The sequence below is a fragment of the Flagellimonas amphidinii genome (assembly GCF_013090115.1).
Lineage (GTDB): Bacteria > Bacteroidota > Bacteroidia > Flavobacteriales > Flavobacteriaceae > Flagellimonas > Flagellimonas amphidinii.
On sequence record NZ_JABFNN010000021.1, the window covers coordinates 267,067 to 286,035 of the forward strand.

Genomic DNA, 18,969 nt, shown 5'->3' on the forward strand with positions numbered 1-18,969 from the left:
AACTTATATCGATTTCATAGGTAATTCTTAATAGTTTTGGATTGTGGAAACCAGAAAATACAAAGCGCTCCTTTACATCATTGTATTCACCATTGTGGCTACCATAGCAATACAGGTGTACTGGAATGTTCAAAATTATAAGATAAACAAACAGCGCTTGGTCAATGAAGTACAGATAAGTTTGGACAATAGTGTTGAGCTGTACTACGCCAATCTTGCAAAATCTGATTTTTACGCCTTTCTTGATGATAGTATACCACCTCCACCAAGACCCAATCATAGATTCAAGATAGTACGACAGGACACTGTAATGGAAATTAAGTTAGATTCCTTAAAACAACCCATTGAATTTATTGCGGTTTCTTCTGAAGCCGATAGCTTAAGAAAAAGACCTCGAAGATCCCCGGTGATGACATTGTTTCGCAAAAGAATGTTGGACCAACAAGGGTCTTTAAAAAAATTGGCCAATAGGCTGATCATTTCAGCAACCACCGATTCTATTAATCTAATTGCAATGGATGGCTTACTGAATCATGAATTGGCCAGAAAAAACATTGAATTGGAACATTCCTTAAGCTATTACAGGAATGATTCATTGATAAATTCCTTCAATGCCCAAGAAAGACTTGGTTTTCCTTTGAGCACTACCTCAAAATCCACCTACCTCACCGGATTCCAAGACATCAAACTTTCATTTTCCAATCCTACATTGTCCATCCTCAAAAGAGGGCTTTCTGGAATACTACTGTCATTCATGCTTTCATTGGGGGTAATTCTCTGTTTGTTCTATTTGCTGAGCATCATCAAAAAACAAAAACAGCTTGCTGAAATTAAAAATGATCTCATCAGCAATATTACCCATGAATTTAAGACGCCCATTGCCACAGTTTCCACGGCGTTGGAGGGTATTAAAAATTTCAATGACCAAAAGGATGTTGAAAAGACGGAAAAATACCTCGACATTTCCACAGAACAATTGCAAAAACTGCATCTTATGGTTGAAAAACTTTTGGAAACTGCCACTTTGGACAGTCAAAAATTGATTTTGACCACAGAGTCCACAGATATTATAGCTCTTTTGAAAAATCAAATAGAGCAATTTAAAATGGTCACTGATAAAAACTTAACTTTTAGCACAAACATTGAGGAGCTCCATCATGATGTGGATGTGTTCCATTTTGAAAATGTAATTTCCAATATTTTGGACAATGCCATAAAATATGGAGGACATCAGATAAAAGTGACTCTCAAAAGCTTAACCAAAGGTTTGGAAATTACGATCGAGGATAATGGCGGCGGCATTGCAAAATCGCAACGAGAAAAAATATTCGACAAGTTTTATCGGATTCCTTCAGGTAACCAACATGATGTGAAAGGGTTTGGCATCGGCCTATTTTATGCCCAAAAAATTGTGGAAAAACATTCGGGTAGTTTGGTTTTGGTTCCAGATACCCAAAATACCATATTTAAAATTCGACTTTGAGCAGACCCATTAAAATAGTATTGGCAGAAGATGAGCCTGCGTTAGGGCAAATTGTAAAGGAAAGCCTTGAGACCAGAAATTTTGAAGTGATTCTATGTGCTGATGGTATACAAGCTATGAAAAGCTATCAGCAAGAGAAACCAGAACTGTTGGTTATAGACGTCATGATGCCCAAAAAAGATGGCTTTACACTTGCTCAAGAAATTAGGGAAGAGAACAAAGACATTCCCATTATCTTCTTAACGGCAAAGTCACAGACCCAAGACGTGGTAAACGGTTTTCAATTGGGTGGCAATGATTACTTAAAAAAGCCCTTTAGCATGGAAGAACTCATTGTGAGGATTCATGCTTTGCTAGATCGAGCCAAAACAAGACAATCCAACCAAAATATTATGATTGGGGAATATTCCTTCAATTACACCAAACAGATTTTAACTTTTGAGGAAGAAAAACAAAATCTTACCCATCGCGAAGCAGAACTGCTCTACCATCTCTCCCAAAAACGCAATGAAATATTAGATCGTTCCCAAATATTGAAAAAATTGTGGGGAGACGATGATTTTTTCAATGCCCGAAGCATGGATGTATTTATTTCAAAACTTCGAAAAAAATTGGCCAAAGACCCGTCTGTTAAAATCATTAATGTAAGAGGCTACGGATACAAGTTGGTCTGCTGATCACATCGGTACTATTTTTATAAATTTTTCAGTTAACTGGATATACTTTGTATATTGCGCCAAGGGTTTCCCCAGATTCAACAAACACCAATCTTAAAAACACTAACACCCTATGCATATTGCGGTAGCAGGCAACATTGGCGCCGGAAAGACCACACTAACCAACCTTTTGGCCAAACACTATAAGTGGGAGGCCCATTTTGAAGACGTAGTTGACAATCCGTATTTAGATGATTTCTACACACAAATGGAACGGTGGAGCTTTAACCTGCAGATTTACTTCTTGAACAGCAGATACCGACAAATTCTAAAGATTCGGGAAAGTGGAAAGAACGTCATACAAGACCGGACCATCTATGAAGATGCCCATATTTTTGCTCCGAACTTACATGCCATGGGCCTGATGACCAATAGGGATTTTGAGAACTATAGAAGTCTTTTTGAATTGATGGAAACCTTGGTACAGCCACCAGATTTATTGATTTACCTACGTAGTTCCATTCCAAATTTGGTCAATCAGATTCATAAAAGAGGTCGGGATTATGAAAATTCAATTTCCATTGATTATCTAAGCCGATTGAATGAACGTTACGAAGCTTGGGCCAACACTTATGAAAAGGGGAAATTGCTCATTTTTGATGTGGACAACCTAGATTTCGTTGCCGACCCTGAAGACTTGGGTGAAGTGATCAACCGCATTGATGCTGAGATTCACGGTTTGTTCTAGATAGACATTTCAATAAACAAATAGCGTTCCCTCAACCAAAAGACCCATTCCCTCATTCTTGGTTTTTTTAACATGATTTTCAATCTAGTTTAGACTGGGGATAATCCCCGGTATTAACTACCCTTTCATTGGCAAAGGACAAAACTTGAAAAATCATGGAAACAAAAAAGCATCAAAAATTTGAATTGAAAAAAAACAGTGCCCTCTACTTTTCCGTAGGACTTGTTGCCGTTTTATTATTGGCCTATGTTGCACTGGAATGGAAAACTTTTGAAAAAACACCTGAATGGAGTGCAAATTTGGATAAACCTGACACACTTCCAGATGAAATGGTCCCTGTGACAAAATTTGAACCTCCAAAACCCAAGCCAATACAGACCCCGCCTGTGATTGAAATCGCTCCTGATGATGAAAAAATCGTTGAGACCTTGATTGAATCCACAGAACCCAATCAGGATACCGAAGTGGCAGATATCAGCGATATTGAAGTTGCTACTGTGGATGAACCTGAAATTATTCCATTTTCGGTAATAGAAAACGCTCCGACTTTTCCAGGTTGCGAGACTCTAGCTGAAGAAAAAGAAAAAAAGGCATGTTTTCAGGAAATGATGCAGAAGCATATCCAAAGGCATTTTAAGTATCCTGAAATGGCACAAGAAATGGGTTTACAAGGAAGGGTACATATTGTATTCACCATTCAAAAAGATGGAAGCATAGCTGATGTACGTATGCGAGGTCCACATGAAGTTTTGGAAAAAGAGGCCGAACGCATCATCTCCAAACTTCCTAAAATGACTCCAGGAAAACAAAGAGGCACCCCCGTAAAGGTTCCTTTTTCCATTCCAATTACTTTCAAACTAAATTAAAAATTACATCTTGGGCATGAACAGTACCACTCATGCCCAAATTTTACCTGTTATAAAATATACAGCTTATCCACTTATTCTTTTGATTTCTAGACAACACGGTGAAAAACGAGGATTTTTTCCTACCTTTTGGAAAAACCAACCTTGCGCCAAAAATGAGCAGTAAAAAACTATCCCCTGTTGTTCTATTTTTAATTCTAATCGTATTCGCTGCTTGTGAATCTTCAGAAAAAGAGTCTGCAAAAGATTATACCACTTGGTCATCTTATTTAGGTGGCCCAGACCGAAATCATTACTCAACCTTGTCCCAAATCACCAAGGAAAATGTAAAAAATCTGAAAATTGCTTGGTCCTACTCCGCACCGGATAGTGGTCAAATGCAAATGAATCCCATTGTAGTAGACACCATACTTTATGGAGTGACCGCAGCGCTTCGAGCGGTGGCCTTACATGCAGCAACAGGAAGGGAATTATGGCGGTTTGGAGATTCCATAAAACAATTTACCTCCACTAGTCGGGGAGTTTCCTACTGGTCCAAAGGAAATGACAAAAGAATCCTATACACTTCCGGGGCCAATTTATTCGCTCTTAATGCTTTAACCGGTAAACCAGTGCCCACCTTTGGCAATAATGGAAAAATAGACCTGCGGTCTGGCATGCCGCCTTCTGCCCAGAAAAAATTTGTGATTTCCAATACACCTGGCACCATCTATAAAGATATTATTGTGATGCCCATAAGGCTCGGAGAGGATATTGGTTCGGCTCCAGGGAATATTATGGCTTTTAACGTGGTCACTGGAGCTGTTGAATGGGTTTTTCACACCATACCACACCCTGGCGAAGAAGGTTATGACACTTGGGAAAATAAACATGCCTACAAAAGTGATATTGTTGGTGCCGCCAATAGTTGGTCTGGAATGTCTCTTGATGAGGAAACCGGAATTATCTATATCCCAACGGGATCCGCTTCACCTGATTTTTATGGTGGAATACGGAATGGCACCAATTTGTTTTCCAACTGCCTTTTGGCTTTGGATGCGGCAACCGGGGAACGCATTTGGCATTTTCAGTTTGTTCACCACGATTTATGGGACAGGGATATTCCAGCTCCTCCAAATCTCATCACGGTAGAGCGAAACGGAAAGAAAATAAAAGCTGTGGCCCAGGTGACCAAACAAGGCTATGTTTATGTTTTTGACAGAGCCACAGGAAAGCCTCTTTTTGATATTGAGGAAGTTCCTGTTCCGGCCACTACTTTAGAAGGAGAAAAAACTTGGCCTACTCAACCTATTCCCGTAAAACCAAAACCATTTGCTCGTTTGAGTAAAAATCTTACCGAGGAAGATATAAGTCCGTATGCCGAAAACAAGGATGAACTCAAAGAAATTCTAAAAACATCGGACAAGCGGGAATATGCACCACCCGGACTGAAGCAAATGCTCATTCTTCCTGGATTGGACGGCGCAGCCGAATGGGGAGGCACAGGTGCTGACCCCGATGAGGGTATTATTTACGTCAATTCCAATGAAATGGGATGGTTGATCAAAATGGCAGAAAATGAAGACGTAACTGAGACAATTCCTTTGGGAGAAAAAGTATACAGCCAATATTGTGTTATATGCCATCGAAAAGATAAAAAAGGTGTCGCCGCTAGCGGTTATCCTTCCTTATTGAACATCAAGGACAGTAAGACCAAAGAAGAGGTGGCACAATTGGTCAAAACTGGAAAAGGAATGATGACCGGTTTTCCGAATATTCCTGCGGATGAAAAAGAAGCTTTACTGAAATTCCTTTTTGATGAGGAAACTGAACTTGTTACCAATACTGCATCAGACAGTTATCCGCTTCCATACAAGTTTACAGGCTACGCAAGGTTCTTGGACAGTAATGGATATCCAGCCATTTCTCCTCCATGGGGAACCATGCATGCCATCGATTTAAACACGGGTGATTTTATTTGGTCCATCACTTTTGGCGATACTCCTGAACTAAGAAAAGAGGGACAACCTGTCACAGGTTCCGAAAACTATGGCGGTCCCATCATTACTGAAAACGGATTGCTTTTTATTGCAGCCACCAAAGACGGTTATTTCAGAGCTTATGACAAAAAAACGGGAGAGCTTCTTTGGAAATATAAACTCCCCGCAGCAGCTTTTGCCACTCCAGCCATGTATGAAATTAATGGGAAACAATACATTGCTTTGGCCTGTGGTGGCGAAAAATTGAATACCCCCAAAGGAAATCAAATTATTGCCTTTGCTTTAGCGCAATAAAAAACCACGCCAAAGGCGTGGTTTTACTTGAGTTAGTTTTCTTTTTCAAGAAACAATTATCATTACTCAATGGCGGTGGCGTTTTTATAAACCTCTACCATTTGCTCTACCTCTTCTTTGGTATCACCCACAAATTCTTTTACTTCTTCCAATTTTTCTCCATTGGCTTCAATAACAGAAGTTACAACAGCTTTATATGCTCCTTCAGTTGTATTGCTCATTTCAACACGAAACTTCTTTTCAACCGGAGTGGATTCTTTCATTCCTTCTGTAGTAATTGAAATTTTTGTTCCGTCTTCTTTCATCATGCTTACTTCATCAGCAGGAGTTAAGCTTACCAAACTAGGTGCAATGACCAAGGCCACAACGGACATCAATTTTAATAAAATATTTAGCGAAGGACCTGAAGTATCCTTGAAAGGATCACCTACAGTATCACCTACAACAGCCGCCTTGTGAGCATCGCTACCCTTACGACCTTCACTTTCGATGGTCTTTTTAGCATTATCCCATGCCCCACCAGCGTTGGATTGGAAAATCGCCATAAGTACCCCAGCTGTGGTAACACCTGCCAATAATCCTCCTAACATTTCGGCTCCACCGATGAAACCTACTGCAACAGGAACAGCAATCGCCAATAATCCTGGTAATACCATTTCTTTGATGGATGCCTTGGTTGAAATAGCAACACATTTATCGTACTCTGCCACACCATCGGCGGCGTCAAATATTTTTCTGTCTTCTGCGGAAGCTTTTGAAATATCCGAATCGTATTTTACCATGACCTCTAAAGCGGCTTTCAAGGCTGGAATATCTCTAAATTGACGACGTACTTCTTCAATCATGGCCATTGCGGCTCTACCCACTGCATTCATGGAAAGTGCGGAAAATACAAAAGGAAGCATACCCCCTATTAGAAGACCAGCCATAATATCTGGTTGGGAAACATCAATGGATTTAACGCCTGCTGTTTTCATGAAAGCAGCAAACAAAGCCAAGGCTGTCAATGCAGCAGAAGCAATTGCAAATCCTTTACCAATGGCAGCTGTGGTGTTTCCAACAGCATCCAATTTATCGGTACGCTCACGAACCTCGCTTGGCAACTCAGCCATCTCTGCAATACCACCTGCATTATCTGAAATAGGTCCGTAGGCATCAACAGCCAACTGAATACCTGTATTGGCCAACATTCCTACAGCAGCGATAGCAATTCCATACAATCCAGCAAAATGGTGAGATACCAAAATAGCAGCTGCAATCAAAATAATTGGAATGGCAGTGGACATCATTCCCACACCCAAACCGGCAATGATATTTGTAGCAGATCCAGTTTCAGATTGACGTACAATGGAGTTTACAGGTTTAGTTCCTGTACCAGTATAATATTCCGTAACCTTCCCTACGGCCAATCCTGCAACAAGTCCAGCAATGGTTGCCCAAAAAACTCCCATGGCCGAATATTCTTTTCCACCTTCAACCCAAGATTCAGGTAGCATTCCATTGATTAAAAAGTAAGATGCAATCAACATTAACCCAGCTGAACCAAATTCACCAATATTCAAAGCTGTTTGTGGGTTCCCTCCATCTTTTACTCGAACAAAGAAAGTTCCTATTATTGACATTATGATTCCCACTGCGGCCAAAGCCATAGGTAAATAAACTGCACCAAGACCATCAAATGCAGCTTGAAATTCTGGCAATCCAGCGAAGACAGCACCCAATACCATGGTTCCTATAATAGATCCTACGTAAGATTCGAAAAGGTCAGCTCCCATACCGGCAACATCTCCTACATTATCCCCAACATTATCCGCAATTGTAGCAGGGTTCAACGGGTGATCTTCGGGAATACCAGCTTCAACCTTTCCTACCAAGTCAGCACCAACATCAGCAGCTTTAGTATAGATTCCACCTCCTACACGCGCAAAAAGTGCAATGGAAGACGCTCCCAAAGAGAATCCTGAAAGTACATTTAACACTTCACCAATGGCCCAACCTTGACCACTGTACAACATGAAAAGTCCACTTAGCCCTAAAACACCAAGACCAACAACTCCAAGTCCCATAACGGCACCGCCAGCAAAAGCAACTTCTAAAGCTTTACCTAGAGATGTTCTTGCTGCGTTTGTAGTTCTTACGTTGGCTTTTGTTGCAACTTTCATTCCGATGAAACCTGCCAAAGCAGAACAGATAGCCCCAACAATAAAGGAAAGGGCCACCATTCCGTTTGATCCTTCTTCATTATTTCCCTTGAAGAACAACAAAATAGCAACTGCTACGACAAAAATGCTAAGTATTTTGTATTCCGCCTTTAGAAAGGACATTGCACCATCGGCAATATTTTTGGCAATTCTCGCCATCTTTTCATCCCCGACCTCTTGCTTGGTGACCCATACATTTTTAATGAAAACGTACAACAGGCCCAGGATACCAAATACGGGCAAAAATTTTACGATTAAATCCATAGTTTGTAGTTATTTAAGAATTTTTTAGTGCCAGCAAAAGTAGTAAAATACGAAGTAATAAAAAAAATGCGCTTTTGTATGTGAAAAGCGCATTAATTCTTTACTTATATCATCTATATGGTAAAGGTTCGTTTCTTTTTATGTTCACTTTCATCATACCGTTTTATACACTGATGATAAATTTCCACAGCTTCGTTCGCATCTCCCCAACCACCGGTATCAACTTTCTTTTCTTCTAAATCCTTATAGACCTTAAAGAAATGCTCAATTTCTTTTTGGCGGTGCGGATTGATATCTCCTATATCATTTTTTTTGTTCCAAACTGGATCATTCACAGGAACACAAATAATCTTTTCATCTGGTCCCTTTTCATCTGTCATATGAAACACCCCGATAGGCTTAACCTCCATTACAACCATTGGATATGTGGGCTCTGTACCCAAAACCAGTACATCCAACGGGTCTTTATCCAACGCTAGGGTCTCAGGGACAAAGCCATAGTCCCCAGGATACATCATGGAAGAGAATAGGGTTCTATCAAATCTAATTTTATGAAGGGCAAAATCGTATTCGTACTTGTTTCTACTGCCTTTTGGAATTTCAATCAATACATCAAAGGTAACCTGTTGTTTTTTGGACATTAGTAGGGTTTTATTTTTGCAAAAATAGGGAGTACAGGTGGATTGGCTTAAAGAAATTGCTTCTTTTCCATTAATTAAAAATTAAATCCGAAGGTTCCTGTTATACCAAATGCCCGAGCATCAGGATTTTCCAGATAATTACCCCTAAAATTAAAATCAATTCGTAAAATCTTAAAGATGTTGCCCACTCCAAAGGAATACTCCCAATAGATTTTATCATTTGGAGCTATCAATGGAATATTAGTTGGTGCACTAAGTGCAATATTTTCATCGGAAAGGTCTCCCCATGCTCCTCTTAGACCAACAATTTCCCGGAGATTGAATTTCCTTAAAAATGGAATCCTGGAAAACAACCTACCATTAAAGTTATGTTCCAAATGAAGGGTGGCATAGGTATCGGTCACAAATTCATAAAAATCTAAATTGGGGAACGCATTATATAAGGAAAACAAAGTTTGGTTTCCTGGGACCACACTCAACAGCCCCAAAGGAACCTCCCCAAAGGTTTTTCCCAATTCCAAGCTGCTTGTCAATCTACCAAAACCACCTATTTGCCATGGTTGGCGGTATGAAAACTGCAAGCGTTCATAGTCAAAATCACTTTCTAAAAAACCACTTACACCTTTGGTATAATTGAGGACTATGGTACTATGATTGTCATTAATATTCCGTCTTTCCACTCCATACCCAATAGTTCTTTTGCCTGGGGTATAGATAAGAGTAGTATTTAAATCAAACTGTTTTACTTCTGATGCAATTCCATCTGGGGATTCTGGGTCTATATAATCCAAACTAAAAGCTTCTGGCAATGCAGAACTCAATGTCCTGAAAGAACTTCCAAAACGAATTCTAAAGTTCTTCACAGGTTCCATCTCAAGACCAAGGGTAGATAGGTTGATGTTCGTTAATCTATCATTGGACCCTACTGTTACCAGTGATGAAGAAGCAATACTTCTACCCAGAACATCTGTAGTACTGGTCAAACTCAATCCCAGTTGTTCTATATCCCTTCGGTTACCACCGGAAAGAATCAATCTAGTCTTACGGTCCAGCAAAAACTTCCCTGAAAAACCGTGCTTAAACTTTCTATCGGAAAAACCGTAGGCCATATAGCCTTCCAAACGCCAGGTATCATTTTGTCCAAAGTAGGTTCGTGCACCGCCTCTTAATCGTATTCCTTCCGCATCATTATACCCAAAAGTGCTATAAATATCTCCAATGTCTATGTTCCATTTATCAATTTCAACATAACCAGAGCTTAGAACACTAATGATATTGTAATATGAGCGGAATTTGGGAACCGTTTTCAACGTATCCAACATTTTAAAAATTCCTGACTCATCATCATTCAAGTTTTCCAGTCGGGCATTTTTCCAGAAAGTAGTGTCCCTAGTAAATATTCTTGGGTCATAGGGGTCAGATTCAATTTTGTAGAATTCCTCGGGTCGGCTGATATCAAAGGCATAATTGTCGTAAACTGTTGTACGTTTTCCATAAACCCCTCGAGATTTTTCCTTTTTGGAAAAACTGAAATCGCTCAACATATAATCACGCTTCAACAAAAAGATGGAATCATTGACCACATCAAAATCTTGCTCAATATAAATCTCCTTTACCCAATTGATATTGGCACTTTTGGTGACCTGCATATTGATTTTCTTGATGGCATAGGTGCTATCATTCACCCAAAAATCTCCTTTAAAAGTAAGTTCGTTTTTTCTTCTTGGATAATAGATGATGTTATAGCACCATTTATCATCTATATAGGTGCTGTCCGAAAGCACATAATTATATGTATCAACCCCTGTTTTGGACAATGGGCTGGTAAAACTCTTGTCGAAAAATTTAAGGTAGTTGTCATAGATATCGTAATCTGAATATAAATCCTCAACAAAAGCAGTAATGGCCTGATTACCTTCAAAACCTGAGTTTTTATTACCTAGAACATCCTCTTTTTCCCTTTCCAATTGATTATCACCGTACACCCTGGAAAAACTTTCATTCAAAAAGAAAGGCAAATAAGTCTTACCGGTAACACGTGAAGTATCGAGATTGTCAAACATAAACTCCAACCCCTTGAACAGCTTACTTTTAATAAGCGAACTATCAATGGTATTGAGATCAAACTCTACTTTTTCGTATTTATCGTATTGGTACTGTTTAAATTTGCGAACACCATTTTCACGCTTCTTTTCCCATATTTTTTTGAGAATTTCTATAGCGGGGTTGTTCTTTTTGGACTGTTTTCCGGTGTATACCACCACTTCTTTAAGTTGTTCTGCAGACTCGTTTAAAACAATCTCCAAATCATAATTCACTCTTTGGGTCAACTGAATTTCTTTGGTTTCGTAGCCTATAAAAGAGAAAATGACGGTTTCGTAGGTTTCATCAGATTCCAAATAAAAACGACCATTATCATTGGTAATGGTACCTTCACTGGAATCCTCAAAAATTACATTAGCAAAAGCGATAGGTTCCCCGGAGTCATCTAAAATAATGCCCCCGACCTTGGTCTGTGATAAAACAGTAGAAAATGCTAGTAGGTAAAAAACAATAAGAAATCTCTTCATGTTTTCAAATATGGACACCGAGAACAATCTTACGTGGATTATTCTGTGGTATTGGGTCAAAATTTGGTTCAAAAGTATTTTCTTATCAAAAATCGTTCCTTAAAAAAAGCCCCTTCAGCTTTAAGTTGAAGGGGCTAATATACTTTACAAATCCCAGTTGGTCACTTATATAACACTTTCTTAACAGCCTTAATAACATCCTTGTGATTGGGCAACCACTCTGCTAATAATACTGGAGAATAAGGTGCCGGAGTGTCTGCCGTGTTGATTTTTACAATTGGAGCATCCAAATAATCGAATGCCTTGTCCTGAACATGATAAATGATTTCTGTAGCCACATTTCCAAAAGGCCAAGCTTCTTCCAAGATTACCATGCGATTGGTTTTCTTCACAGAATTCAAAATAGCATCATGATCCATTGGGCGCACAGTACGCAAATCTATGATTTCACAGCTAATGCCTTCTTTTTCCAATTCATCAGCTGCCTTATAAGCTTCTTTAATGATTTTTCCGAAGGAAACAATGGTTACATCTGTTCCTTCTCGCTTGATATCGGCAACTCCTAATGGGATGGTGTATTCTCCCTCTGGGACTTCTCCTTTATCACCATACATCTGCTCAGATTCCATGAAAATAACCGGGTCATCATCGCGAATAGCTGATTTTAGCAATCCTTTGGCATCAGCAGGATTGGATGGAACCACCACTTTAAGTCCAGGACAATTGGCATACCAGCTTTCAAAAGCTTGGGAATGTGTTGCCGCCAACTGACCGGCAGAAGCTGTTGGCCCTCTAAAAACTATAGGACAATTAAACTGCCCTGCTGACATTTGTCTGATTTTAGCAGCATTATTTATAATCTGATCAATACCGACCAAAGAAAAGTTAAAGGTCATAAACTCAATGATAGGACGATTCCCTGTCATGGTAGAACCAACACCGATTCCAGCAAAACCAAGTTCGGAAATGGGGGTATCCAAAACACGCTCTGGGCCAAATTCATCCAACATTCCTTTAGAAGCTTTATAGGCCCCATTGTACTCCGCAACTTCTTCTCCCATTAAATAAATGGTATCGTCCCTTCTCATCTCTTCAGACATGGCCTCTGCAATGGCTTCCCTAAACTGTAGTGTTTTCATTGAATCTAACTGATTTAGTTTTGGTGTTCTATGTGTTAAAAAACGCACGCAAAAATAGCAAAAACTGAAAGAACAATACTTCATCCAAATCTAAAAAAAGAACAAAATTTATTATGCATGCATAATAAATTTGGGATTTTATAGCTATATTTGATGCGACAATATGTAAATATACCTATGAAAATTTTAGTTTGCATTAGCAATGTACCGGATACCACTTCCAAAATCAATTTTACGGAAGGGGACACCAAGTTTGATACAAATGGGGTGCAATTTGTGATAAATCCCAATGATGAGTTCGGTCTCACCCGCGCAATGTGGTTCAAAGAAAAGCAGGGCGCTGCTGTTCATGTAGCTACTGTAGGTGGTCCACAAACCGAACCTACCATAAGAAAAGCTTTGGCCATTGGTGCCGATGAAGCTATTAGAATCAATGCAGAACCTACGGACGGTTTTTATGTGGCAAGGCAATTGGCAGAAGTAATCAAAAATGGAGGTTATGACCTTATCATTGCTGGAAGAGAGTCCATTGATTATAATGGCGGAATGGTTCCTGGAATTCTGGCCACCCTCTTAGATATGAATTTTGTGAACACCTGCATTGGTCTTGAAGTTGACGGAAACAGTGCCACAGCTACTCGAGAAATTGATGGAGGAAAAGAAACCATCAGCACTTCATTGCCCCTGGTCATTGGAGGACAAAAAGGATTGGTTGAAGAAAGCGACCTTCGCATTCCCAATATGCGAGGAATTATGATGGCTCGCAAAAAAGCCCTTAACGTTGTGGAACCAATTGATGCACCACAGCCTACCCAAGACCAAAAATTTGAAAAACCAGCGGCTAAAGGCCCTATTAAATTGGTTGATGCAGGGAATGTTGGCGAATTGGTCGACTTATTGCACAATGAAGCTAAAGTGATTTAAAAACTAGAATCGAAAAAAATATGCCAGTTTTAGTATATACCGAATCTGATAAAGGAAAATTTAAAAAGAATGCCTTTGAAGTGGCCTCATACGCCTACAAAGTTGCTCAAGACTTAGGTGAAACCGTTACTGCGGTCACCATTAATGCTGAAGACGATGCGGCTTTGGGCGCATATGGGGTATCCAAGGTTTTAAAAATCAGTAATGAGCAATTGGACAATTTCACTGCAAAGGCCTATGCCAATGCTTTGACCCAAGCTGCAGAGGCCGAAGGAGCCAAAACCATTATCGTTAGCTCTAGCGCTGACACTAAGTTTTTGGCACCCATTCTTACCACAAAATTAAATGGAGGATATGTCCCCAATGTGGTTGCTGCCCCTGACAGCACATCTCCTTTTATCGTAAAAAGAACAACTTTCAGTAATAAAGGTTTTGCACATACTGAAATTAACGCTGATGTTAAAGTCATTGGAGTTTCCAATAACGCCTATGGAATTGTAGAAAATAATGTAAGCGCTGCTGTGGAAGATTTTTCACCTTCTTTTGGGGATGCTGATTTTACCACAAAATCCATTGAGGTTGATAAAGTGGTGGGTAAAGCCACTATCGCAGATGCTGATATTGTGGTTTCTGGCGGTCGTGGTCTCAAAGGTCCAGAAAATTGGGGCATGATCGAAGAGTTGGCAGACATCTTGGGTGCAGCCACAGCCTGCTCCAAGCCTGTTTCCGACCTAGGATGGAGACCACATGGAGAACACGTAGGTCAAACTGGAAAACCCGTGGCCAGCAATCTATATATTGCCATTGGTATTTCTGGTGCCATTCAACATTTGGCCGGAGTAAGCGCATCCAAAACCAAAGTTGTCATTAATAACGACCCTGAAGCTCCTTTCTTTAAGGCCGCGGACTATGGAATTGTTGGTGATGCCTTTGAGGTAGTGCCCAAACTCATCGAAAAATTAAAGGAATTTAAAGCCCAGAACGCTTAAATTTTGTTAATTTGCCCTTTGCAAGGGGGCTGTTCAGATAACTGGTTGCCACTTATTTGAACAGCCTTTTTTGGTTTAGGAGGAGAATATGAGCTTAGTACGATTAAAAATAAAGGGAATATCATACAGCCAAACCCAAAATGGTGCATACGCCCTTATTTTGAATGAGGTTGAAGGGGACCGAAAACTTCCCATTGTTATTGGAGCCTTTGAGGCCCAGTCCATTGCCATTGCACTTGAAAAAGAAATAAAACCACCAAGACCGCTTACCCACGATCTTTTCAAGAATTTTGCAGATCGGTTTCAAATCGTGGTCAAACAGGTCATTATACATAAACTGGTAGATGGGGTTTTTTACTCCAGTATCATTTGCGAACGGGATAATGTAGAAGAAATCATAGATGCACGTACCAGTGATGCCATTGCCCTGGCTTTGCGTTTTGATGCACCGATCTTCACTTATAAGACCATTTTGGACAAAGCAGGGATTTTTCTTAAATTTTCTTCTAAAGAAAGTGATGAAAATGAAGAAGATGACAGTATAGTGGTAGATGAAATTCTTCAAGAAGGGGAAGCTGTTGAAATAGAATCTGGCGCTTCTGCCCATGGCTACCGTGAAATGTCATTGGAAGAACTTCATAAAGAATTGAACAAGGCCGTGGCCAATGAAGATTACGAAAAGGCGGCCAAATTACGGGACGAAATTTCCAAGCGTAAATAACCAACTACATGCCGAAGAAAACCAAAAGTTTCCTTGCACTATTATTATTTGTTTGTGTCGCCACTTTTGGTCAAGATAGTTTGATCACAGATTCCGTGAACACTATTGTGGACACTACCATTGTCGATGATATTTCTCTTCAAGAAAACACACCTCAACTAATTCCCAACCAAGGATTCTCCTTCAATACACTTTGGAGAGGGGCCTTGGGAATGGCTGTTTTAATATTGATATCGTTTTTGTTCAGTGCCAATAGAAAAGCCATCAACTGGAAAACCGTAGGAATAGGACTCACCCTTCAATTATTGATTGCCATTGGTGTTTTAAAAGTGCCCTTGGTTCAACTAATTTTTGAAAAAATTGGGCAAGTTTTCGTAAGCATATTGGACTTTACCCGGGTTGGAAGTAAATTTCTATTTGAAGGTTTAGTGGTAGACATGGATACCTTTGGATTCATCTTCGCCTTTCAGGTGTTACCTACCATTATCTTCTTTTCTGCATTGACCTCGGTACTTTTTTATTTGGGAATCATCCAAAGAGTTGTCCGGGCCATGGCTTGGCTATTGTCCAAAACCTTGGGAATATCAGGAGCGGAAAGCCTATCCGTTGCAGGAAACATTTTTTTGGGTCAGACCGAAGCCCCCCTATTGATCAAAGCATATCTGGAGAAAATGAACAAATCCGAAATCCTTTTGGTGATGATCGGCGGAATGGCTACTGTAGCTGGTGCTGTTCTGGCGGCATACATTGGATTTTTGGGAGGCGATGACCCTGCACTTCGACTTGTTTTTGCCAAACACTTGCTCGCCGCATCTGTGATGGCAGCTCCAGGCGCTATTGTAGTTTCTAAAATTCTGTATCCACAAACCGAAGCGGTCAATACAGACGTTAACGTTTCAGCAGAAAAAATTGGTGCCAATATTCTAGATGCTATTTCCAACGGTACAACAGAAGGACTAAAATTAGCCATGAATGTTGGAGCTATGCTCTTGGTTTTTGTGGCTTTTATTGCCATGATCAATGGTATTTTGGGCTGGATTGGCGATTTGACAACCTTCAACAACTGGATTGCCGCAAATTCTCCGTATGAAACCTTTTCTTTGGAAGCCATTCTAGGAACTGTTTTTGCTCCATTAATGTGGCTGATTGGGGTCAATAGTGAAGATGTTATGCTCATGGGACAGCTTTTAGGCATCAAATTGGCCGCTAGTGAATTTGTGGGATATATTCAACTGGCCGATTTGAAAACCATGACAAGTAATCTCCATTTCACCTATAACAAATCCGTTATCATGGCCACTTATATGCTTTGCGGATTTGCCAATTTCGCTTCCATTGGTATCCAAATTGGGGGTATTGGCTCCTTGGCTCCTGGACAGCGCAAAACACTTTCAGAATTTGGTATGCGTGCCGTTTTGGGCGGTTCATTGGCTTCCCTGCTTTCCGCCACTATTGCTGGGATGATTTTAGGATAGTCTGGTTGATAAAATCTTTATAAGTCACTCCATACTATTTTCATAAACTTTGCTGCTTGAAGTATCTTAGAAGGATTATTTTTCTGTCACATCGAGCGCAGTCGAGATGTCCTTTACGATTTCTCCTCACTAAGCCCGTTCGAAATGACAAGTGATATTTGAAAAAGGAATGAAACAATACCACGACTTACTAAAACACGTACTGGAACAAGGAAACCAAAAAGGTGATCGCACGGGAACAGGAACACTCAGTGTGTTTGGTTACCAAATGCGCTTCGACCTATCCGAGGGCTTTCCGATGGTGACCACCAAAAAGTTGCATCTCAAATCCATTATTTATGAACTGCTTTGGTTCTTAAAAGGAGACACCAATATAAAATATTTGCAGGAAAATGGGGTGCGTATCTGGAACGAGTGGGCCAATGAAAATGGAGACTTAGGACCGGTATATGGACACCAATGGCGCAATTGGGACAGTGAAGGTATTGACCAAATCAAGGAAGTGATAGAAAGCCTGAAAAACAATCCCAACAGTCGTAGACTTTTAGTCTCCGCTTGGAACCCCAGTGTGTTACCAGACACTTCTGTATCCTTTTCAGAAAATGTGGCCAACGGAAAAGCGGCCTTACCCCCTTGCCATGCTTTCTTTCAATTTTATGTGGCCGATGGCAAACTTTCCTGCCAACTCTACCAGCGTAGCGCCGACATCTTTTTGGGCGTACCTTTTAACATTGCTTCTTATGCGTTGTTTACGATGATGATTGCCCAAGTTTGCGGTTACCAGCCCGGGGAATTTGTACACACTTTTGGTGATGCACATATTTATAACAATCATATGGAGCAGGTGGAACTGCAATTGAGTCGGGAACCCCGACCGTTGCCCACCATGAGATTGAATCCCGAAGTAAAAGACATCTTTGATTTTACCTTTGAAGATTTTGAGCTTTTAAACTATGACCCTCACCCACATATCAAAGGAGTTGTGGCGGTATAAAAACATTCAAATTCAAGCTTTGAGGTGGAACATTACATTGACGAACATATCACCTTAGTTCCTATAAGCATGGACTATGCAAAAGATATGTTTGCCAGTTTTAATGAAGATATCATTAAATTTTTACCCTTAGACAATCCTCCATCACGTATAGAGGAAACCAAAGCTTTTGTGGAGCATTCCGTAACACAAATGCAACGAGGCAATGATTTGGTTTGGGTCATTTTATACGACAACGTTTTTGCAGGTTGTTGTGGCATTCATTCCATTCCCAGTAAGCAACCGCATTTTGGGTTATGGGTCAAAAAAGAAATGCAAGGTAAGGGCATTGGCAAAAAAGTGGTGGGCTATGGTCTGCACTGGGGCATTAATAATCTGGATGTAGAATACATAAAATATCCTGTGGACAAACGTAACACCAAAAGTCTTAAATTAATCGAAGATATGAGGCTTAAACTCTGTGACCATTACCTTATGGGAAATACCAAAAAATTACAGATTGATGAGTATAGGATACATAAGAAATAGTTAGACCACCTATTTAACTCTATACTTTATAAAAACACCCGGGCTTTCACCCGGGTGCAGAATAACAAACAATTAAACCAACGTTCTAATCTTCTTTTTCAATTTAGTTTCTTGTTACTCTAATACCATTGGATAGTCCATAGAACCCTTCAAGGTCTGCAACATTTTTACCCATTTCCAGATTCACAATTCCATCTTCATAAGTTAGATGCCATATATAGCAAATTCCAGTACCTGCTCCATCAAAATCAACGCCTTCAACAGCCTCCAAGGTTGGTGGTAAGCCAAGTATTTTGTTAGCATCATCAGTAATTACATAAGTCTGATTGGCACCTGTGAGTTCTGTTTCATCCAAAGTAATTCCACTTACCATATCAGGTGTTCCATCAACAGTAAACGTAAATGGTCCTCCAGAAAGCGTACCGGCATTCAAAGCATTACGGTTTACGGTAATGGAGTTGGACAAGGCATAATACCCTTCCAAATCAGCTACGTTA

At 40.1% G+C, this 18,969-nt stretch carries 15 protein-coding genes and 1 pseudogene; 11 read left to right on the forward strand and 5 right to left on the reverse strand.

The features are described from left to right. Positions 1-43: 43 nt before the first annotated feature. The 5 genes from HJC33_RS17465 to HJC33_RS02435 all read left to right on the forward strand — a co-directional run bounded on the left by HJC33_RS17465 (position 44) and on the right by HJC33_RS02435 (position 6,026). Positions 44-1,483, forward strand: coding sequence for a sensor histidine kinase (locus HJC33_RS17465; protein WP_171657189.1), 1,440 nt, complete (start codon positions 44-46; stop codon positions 1,481-1,483). Further along, positions 1,480-2,160: a response regulator transcription factor gene (locus tag HJC33_RS02420; RefSeq protein ID WP_171657190.1), complete on the forward strand. Its 681-nt coding sequence runs from the start codon at positions 1,480-1,482 to the stop codon at positions 2,158-2,160. Before HJC33_RS17465 ends, HJC33_RS02420 begins: the two co-directional genes overlap by 4 nt. A gap of 112 nt (positions 2,161-2,272) precedes the next feature. After that, complete coding sequence (locus HJC33_RS02425) at positions 2,273-2,887, forward strand: deoxynucleoside kinase (RefSeq protein WP_171657191.1); 615 nt, start codon at positions 2,273-2,275, stop codon at positions 2,885-2,887. A gap of 155 nt (positions 2,888-3,042) precedes the next feature. Further along, the gene (locus tag HJC33_RS02430; protein WP_171657192.1) at positions 3,043-3,753 is read left to right on the forward strand and encodes an energy transducer TonB; all 711 of its coding nucleotides are present in this window, start codon (positions 3,043-3,045) and stop codon (positions 3,751-3,753) included. Positions 3,754-3,908: 155 nt separating this feature from the next. Continuing rightward, positions 3,909-6,026, forward strand: a complete 2,118-nt coding sequence (locus HJC33_RS02435) for a pyrroloquinoline quinone-dependent dehydrogenase (protein ID WP_171657193.1) — start codon at positions 3,909-3,911, stop codon at positions 6,024-6,026. A gap of 62 nt (positions 6,027-6,088) precedes the next feature. Here HJC33_RS02435 and HJC33_RS02440 read toward each other — a convergent pair whose 3' ends face one another. From HJC33_RS02440 to HJC33_RS02455, 4 genes are all read right to left on the reverse strand, one after another. Further along, a complete protein-coding gene (locus HJC33_RS02440) occupies positions 6,089-8,491 on the reverse strand; it encodes a sodium-translocating pyrophosphatase (protein ID WP_171657194.1) in 2,403 nt (800 codons plus the stop codon). Between the two features lie 113 nt (positions 8,492-8,604). Further along, positions 8,605-9,132, reverse strand: a complete 528-nt coding sequence (locus HJC33_RS02445; RefSeq protein WP_171657195.1) for an inorganic diphosphatase — start codon at positions 9,130-9,132, stop codon at positions 8,605-8,607. A gap of 74 nt (positions 9,133-9,206) precedes the next feature. After that, on the reverse strand, positions 9,207-11,702 hold the full coding sequence (locus tag HJC33_RS02450; RefSeq protein WP_171657196.1) for a DUF5686 and carboxypeptidase-like regulatory domain-containing protein: 2,496 nt from the start codon (positions 11,700-11,702) through the stop codon (positions 9,207-9,209). A gap of 161 nt (positions 11,703-11,863) precedes the next feature. Next, positions 11,864-12,925, reverse strand: a complete 1,062-nt coding sequence (locus HJC33_RS02455; RefSeq protein ID WP_262888090.1) for a pyruvate dehydrogenase complex E1 component subunit beta — start codon at positions 12,923-12,925, stop codon at positions 11,864-11,866. A 93-nt stretch (positions 12,926-13,018) separates the two neighbouring features. On the opposite strand from HJC33_RS02455, the gene HJC33_RS02460 reads away from it, so the two are divergent. The 6 genes from HJC33_RS02460 to HJC33_RS02485 all read left to right on the forward strand — a co-directional run bounded on the left by HJC33_RS02460 (position 13,019) and on the right by HJC33_RS02485 (position 18,472). Beyond that, on the forward strand, positions 13,019-13,765 hold the full coding sequence (locus tag HJC33_RS02460; protein WP_171657198.1) for an electron transfer flavoprotein subunit beta/FixA family protein: 747 nt from the start codon (positions 13,019-13,021) through the stop codon (positions 13,763-13,765). A gap of 20 nt (positions 13,766-13,785) precedes the next feature. Beyond that, complete coding sequence (locus HJC33_RS02465) at positions 13,786-14,754, forward strand: electron transfer flavoprotein subunit alpha/FixB family protein (RefSeq protein WP_171657199.1); 969 nt, start codon at positions 13,786-13,788, stop codon at positions 14,752-14,754. 88 nt (positions 14,755-14,842) lie between these two features. Then, complete coding sequence (locus HJC33_RS02470; protein WP_171657200.1) at positions 14,843-15,475, forward strand: bifunctional nuclease family protein; 633 nt, start codon at positions 14,843-14,845, stop codon at positions 15,473-15,475. Positions 15,476-15,483: 8 nt separating this feature from the next. After that, positions 15,484-16,950 carry a NupC/NupG family nucleoside CNT transporter gene (locus HJC33_RS02475; RefSeq protein ID WP_171657201.1) on the forward strand — a complete coding sequence of 489 codons (1,467 nt, stop codon included), beginning with the start codon at positions 15,484-15,486 and terminating at the stop codon, positions 16,948-16,950. Positions 16,951-17,119: 169 nt separating this feature from the next. Continuing rightward, positions 17,120-17,944: a thymidylate synthase gene (locus tag HJC33_RS02480; RefSeq protein WP_171657202.1), complete on the forward strand. Its 825-nt coding sequence runs from the start codon at positions 17,120-17,122 to the stop codon at positions 17,942-17,944. Between the two features lie 24 nt (positions 17,945-17,968). Next, entirely contained in the window at positions 17,969-18,472 is a 504-nt protein-coding gene (locus HJC33_RS02485) for a GNAT family N-acetyltransferase (RefSeq protein ID WP_171657203.1), read from the forward strand. 103 nt (positions 18,473-18,575) lie between these two features. Here the strand turns inward: HJC33_RS02485 and HJC33_RS02490 are convergent. Next, positions 18,576-18,969 (reverse strand): annotated as a pseudogene (locus HJC33_RS02490) (hypothetical protein); the annotation flags it as partial.

What these genes read in the sequence shown, in the direction of transcription:
- HJC33_RS02445 (WP_171657195.1), bottom strand. Translation starts at nt 9,132, where the DNA reads ATGTCCAAAAAACAACAGGTTACCTTTGATGTATTGATTGAAATTCCA.
- HJC33_RS02460 (WP_171657198.1), top strand. Translation starts at nt 13,019, where the DNA reads ATGAAAATTTTAGTTTGCATTAGCAATGTACCGGATACCACTTCCAAA.
- HJC33_RS02425 (WP_171657191.1), top strand. Translation starts at nt 2,273, where the DNA reads ATGCATATTGCGGTAGCAGGCAACATTGGCGCCGGAAAGACCACACTA.
- HJC33_RS02430 (WP_171657192.1), top strand. Translation starts at nt 3,043, where the DNA reads ATGGAAACAAAAAAGCATCAAAAATTTGAATTGAAAAAAAACAGTGCC.
- HJC33_RS02455 (WP_262888090.1), bottom strand. Translation starts at nt 12,925, where the DNA reads ATGAAGTATTGTTCTTTCAGTTTTTGCTATTTTTGCGTGCGTTTTTTA.
- HJC33_RS02440 (WP_171657194.1), bottom strand. Translation starts at nt 8,491, where the DNA reads ATGGATTTAATCGTAAAATTTTTGCCCGTATTTGGTATCCTGGGCCTG.
- HJC33_RS02435 (WP_171657193.1), top strand. Translation starts at nt 3,909, where the DNA reads ATGAGCAGTAAAAAACTATCCCCTGTTGTTCTATTTTTAATTCTAATC.
- HJC33_RS02475 (WP_171657201.1), top strand. Translation starts at nt 15,484, where the DNA reads ATGCCGAAGAAAACCAAAAGTTTCCTTGCACTATTATTATTTGTTTGT.
- HJC33_RS02465 (WP_171657199.1), top strand. Translation starts at nt 13,786, where the DNA reads ATGCCAGTTTTAGTATATACCGAATCTGATAAAGGAAAATTTAAAAAG.
- HJC33_RS02480 (WP_171657202.1), top strand. Translation starts at nt 17,120, where the DNA reads ATGAAACAATACCACGACTTACTAAAACACGTACTGGAACAAGGAAAC.
- HJC33_RS02470 (WP_171657200.1), top strand. Translation starts at nt 14,843, where the DNA reads ATGAGCTTAGTACGATTAAAAATAAAGGGAATATCATACAGCCAAACC.
- HJC33_RS02450 (WP_171657196.1), bottom strand. Translation starts at nt 11,702, where the DNA reads ATGAAGAGATTTCTTATTGTTTTTTACCTACTAGCATTTTCTACTGTT.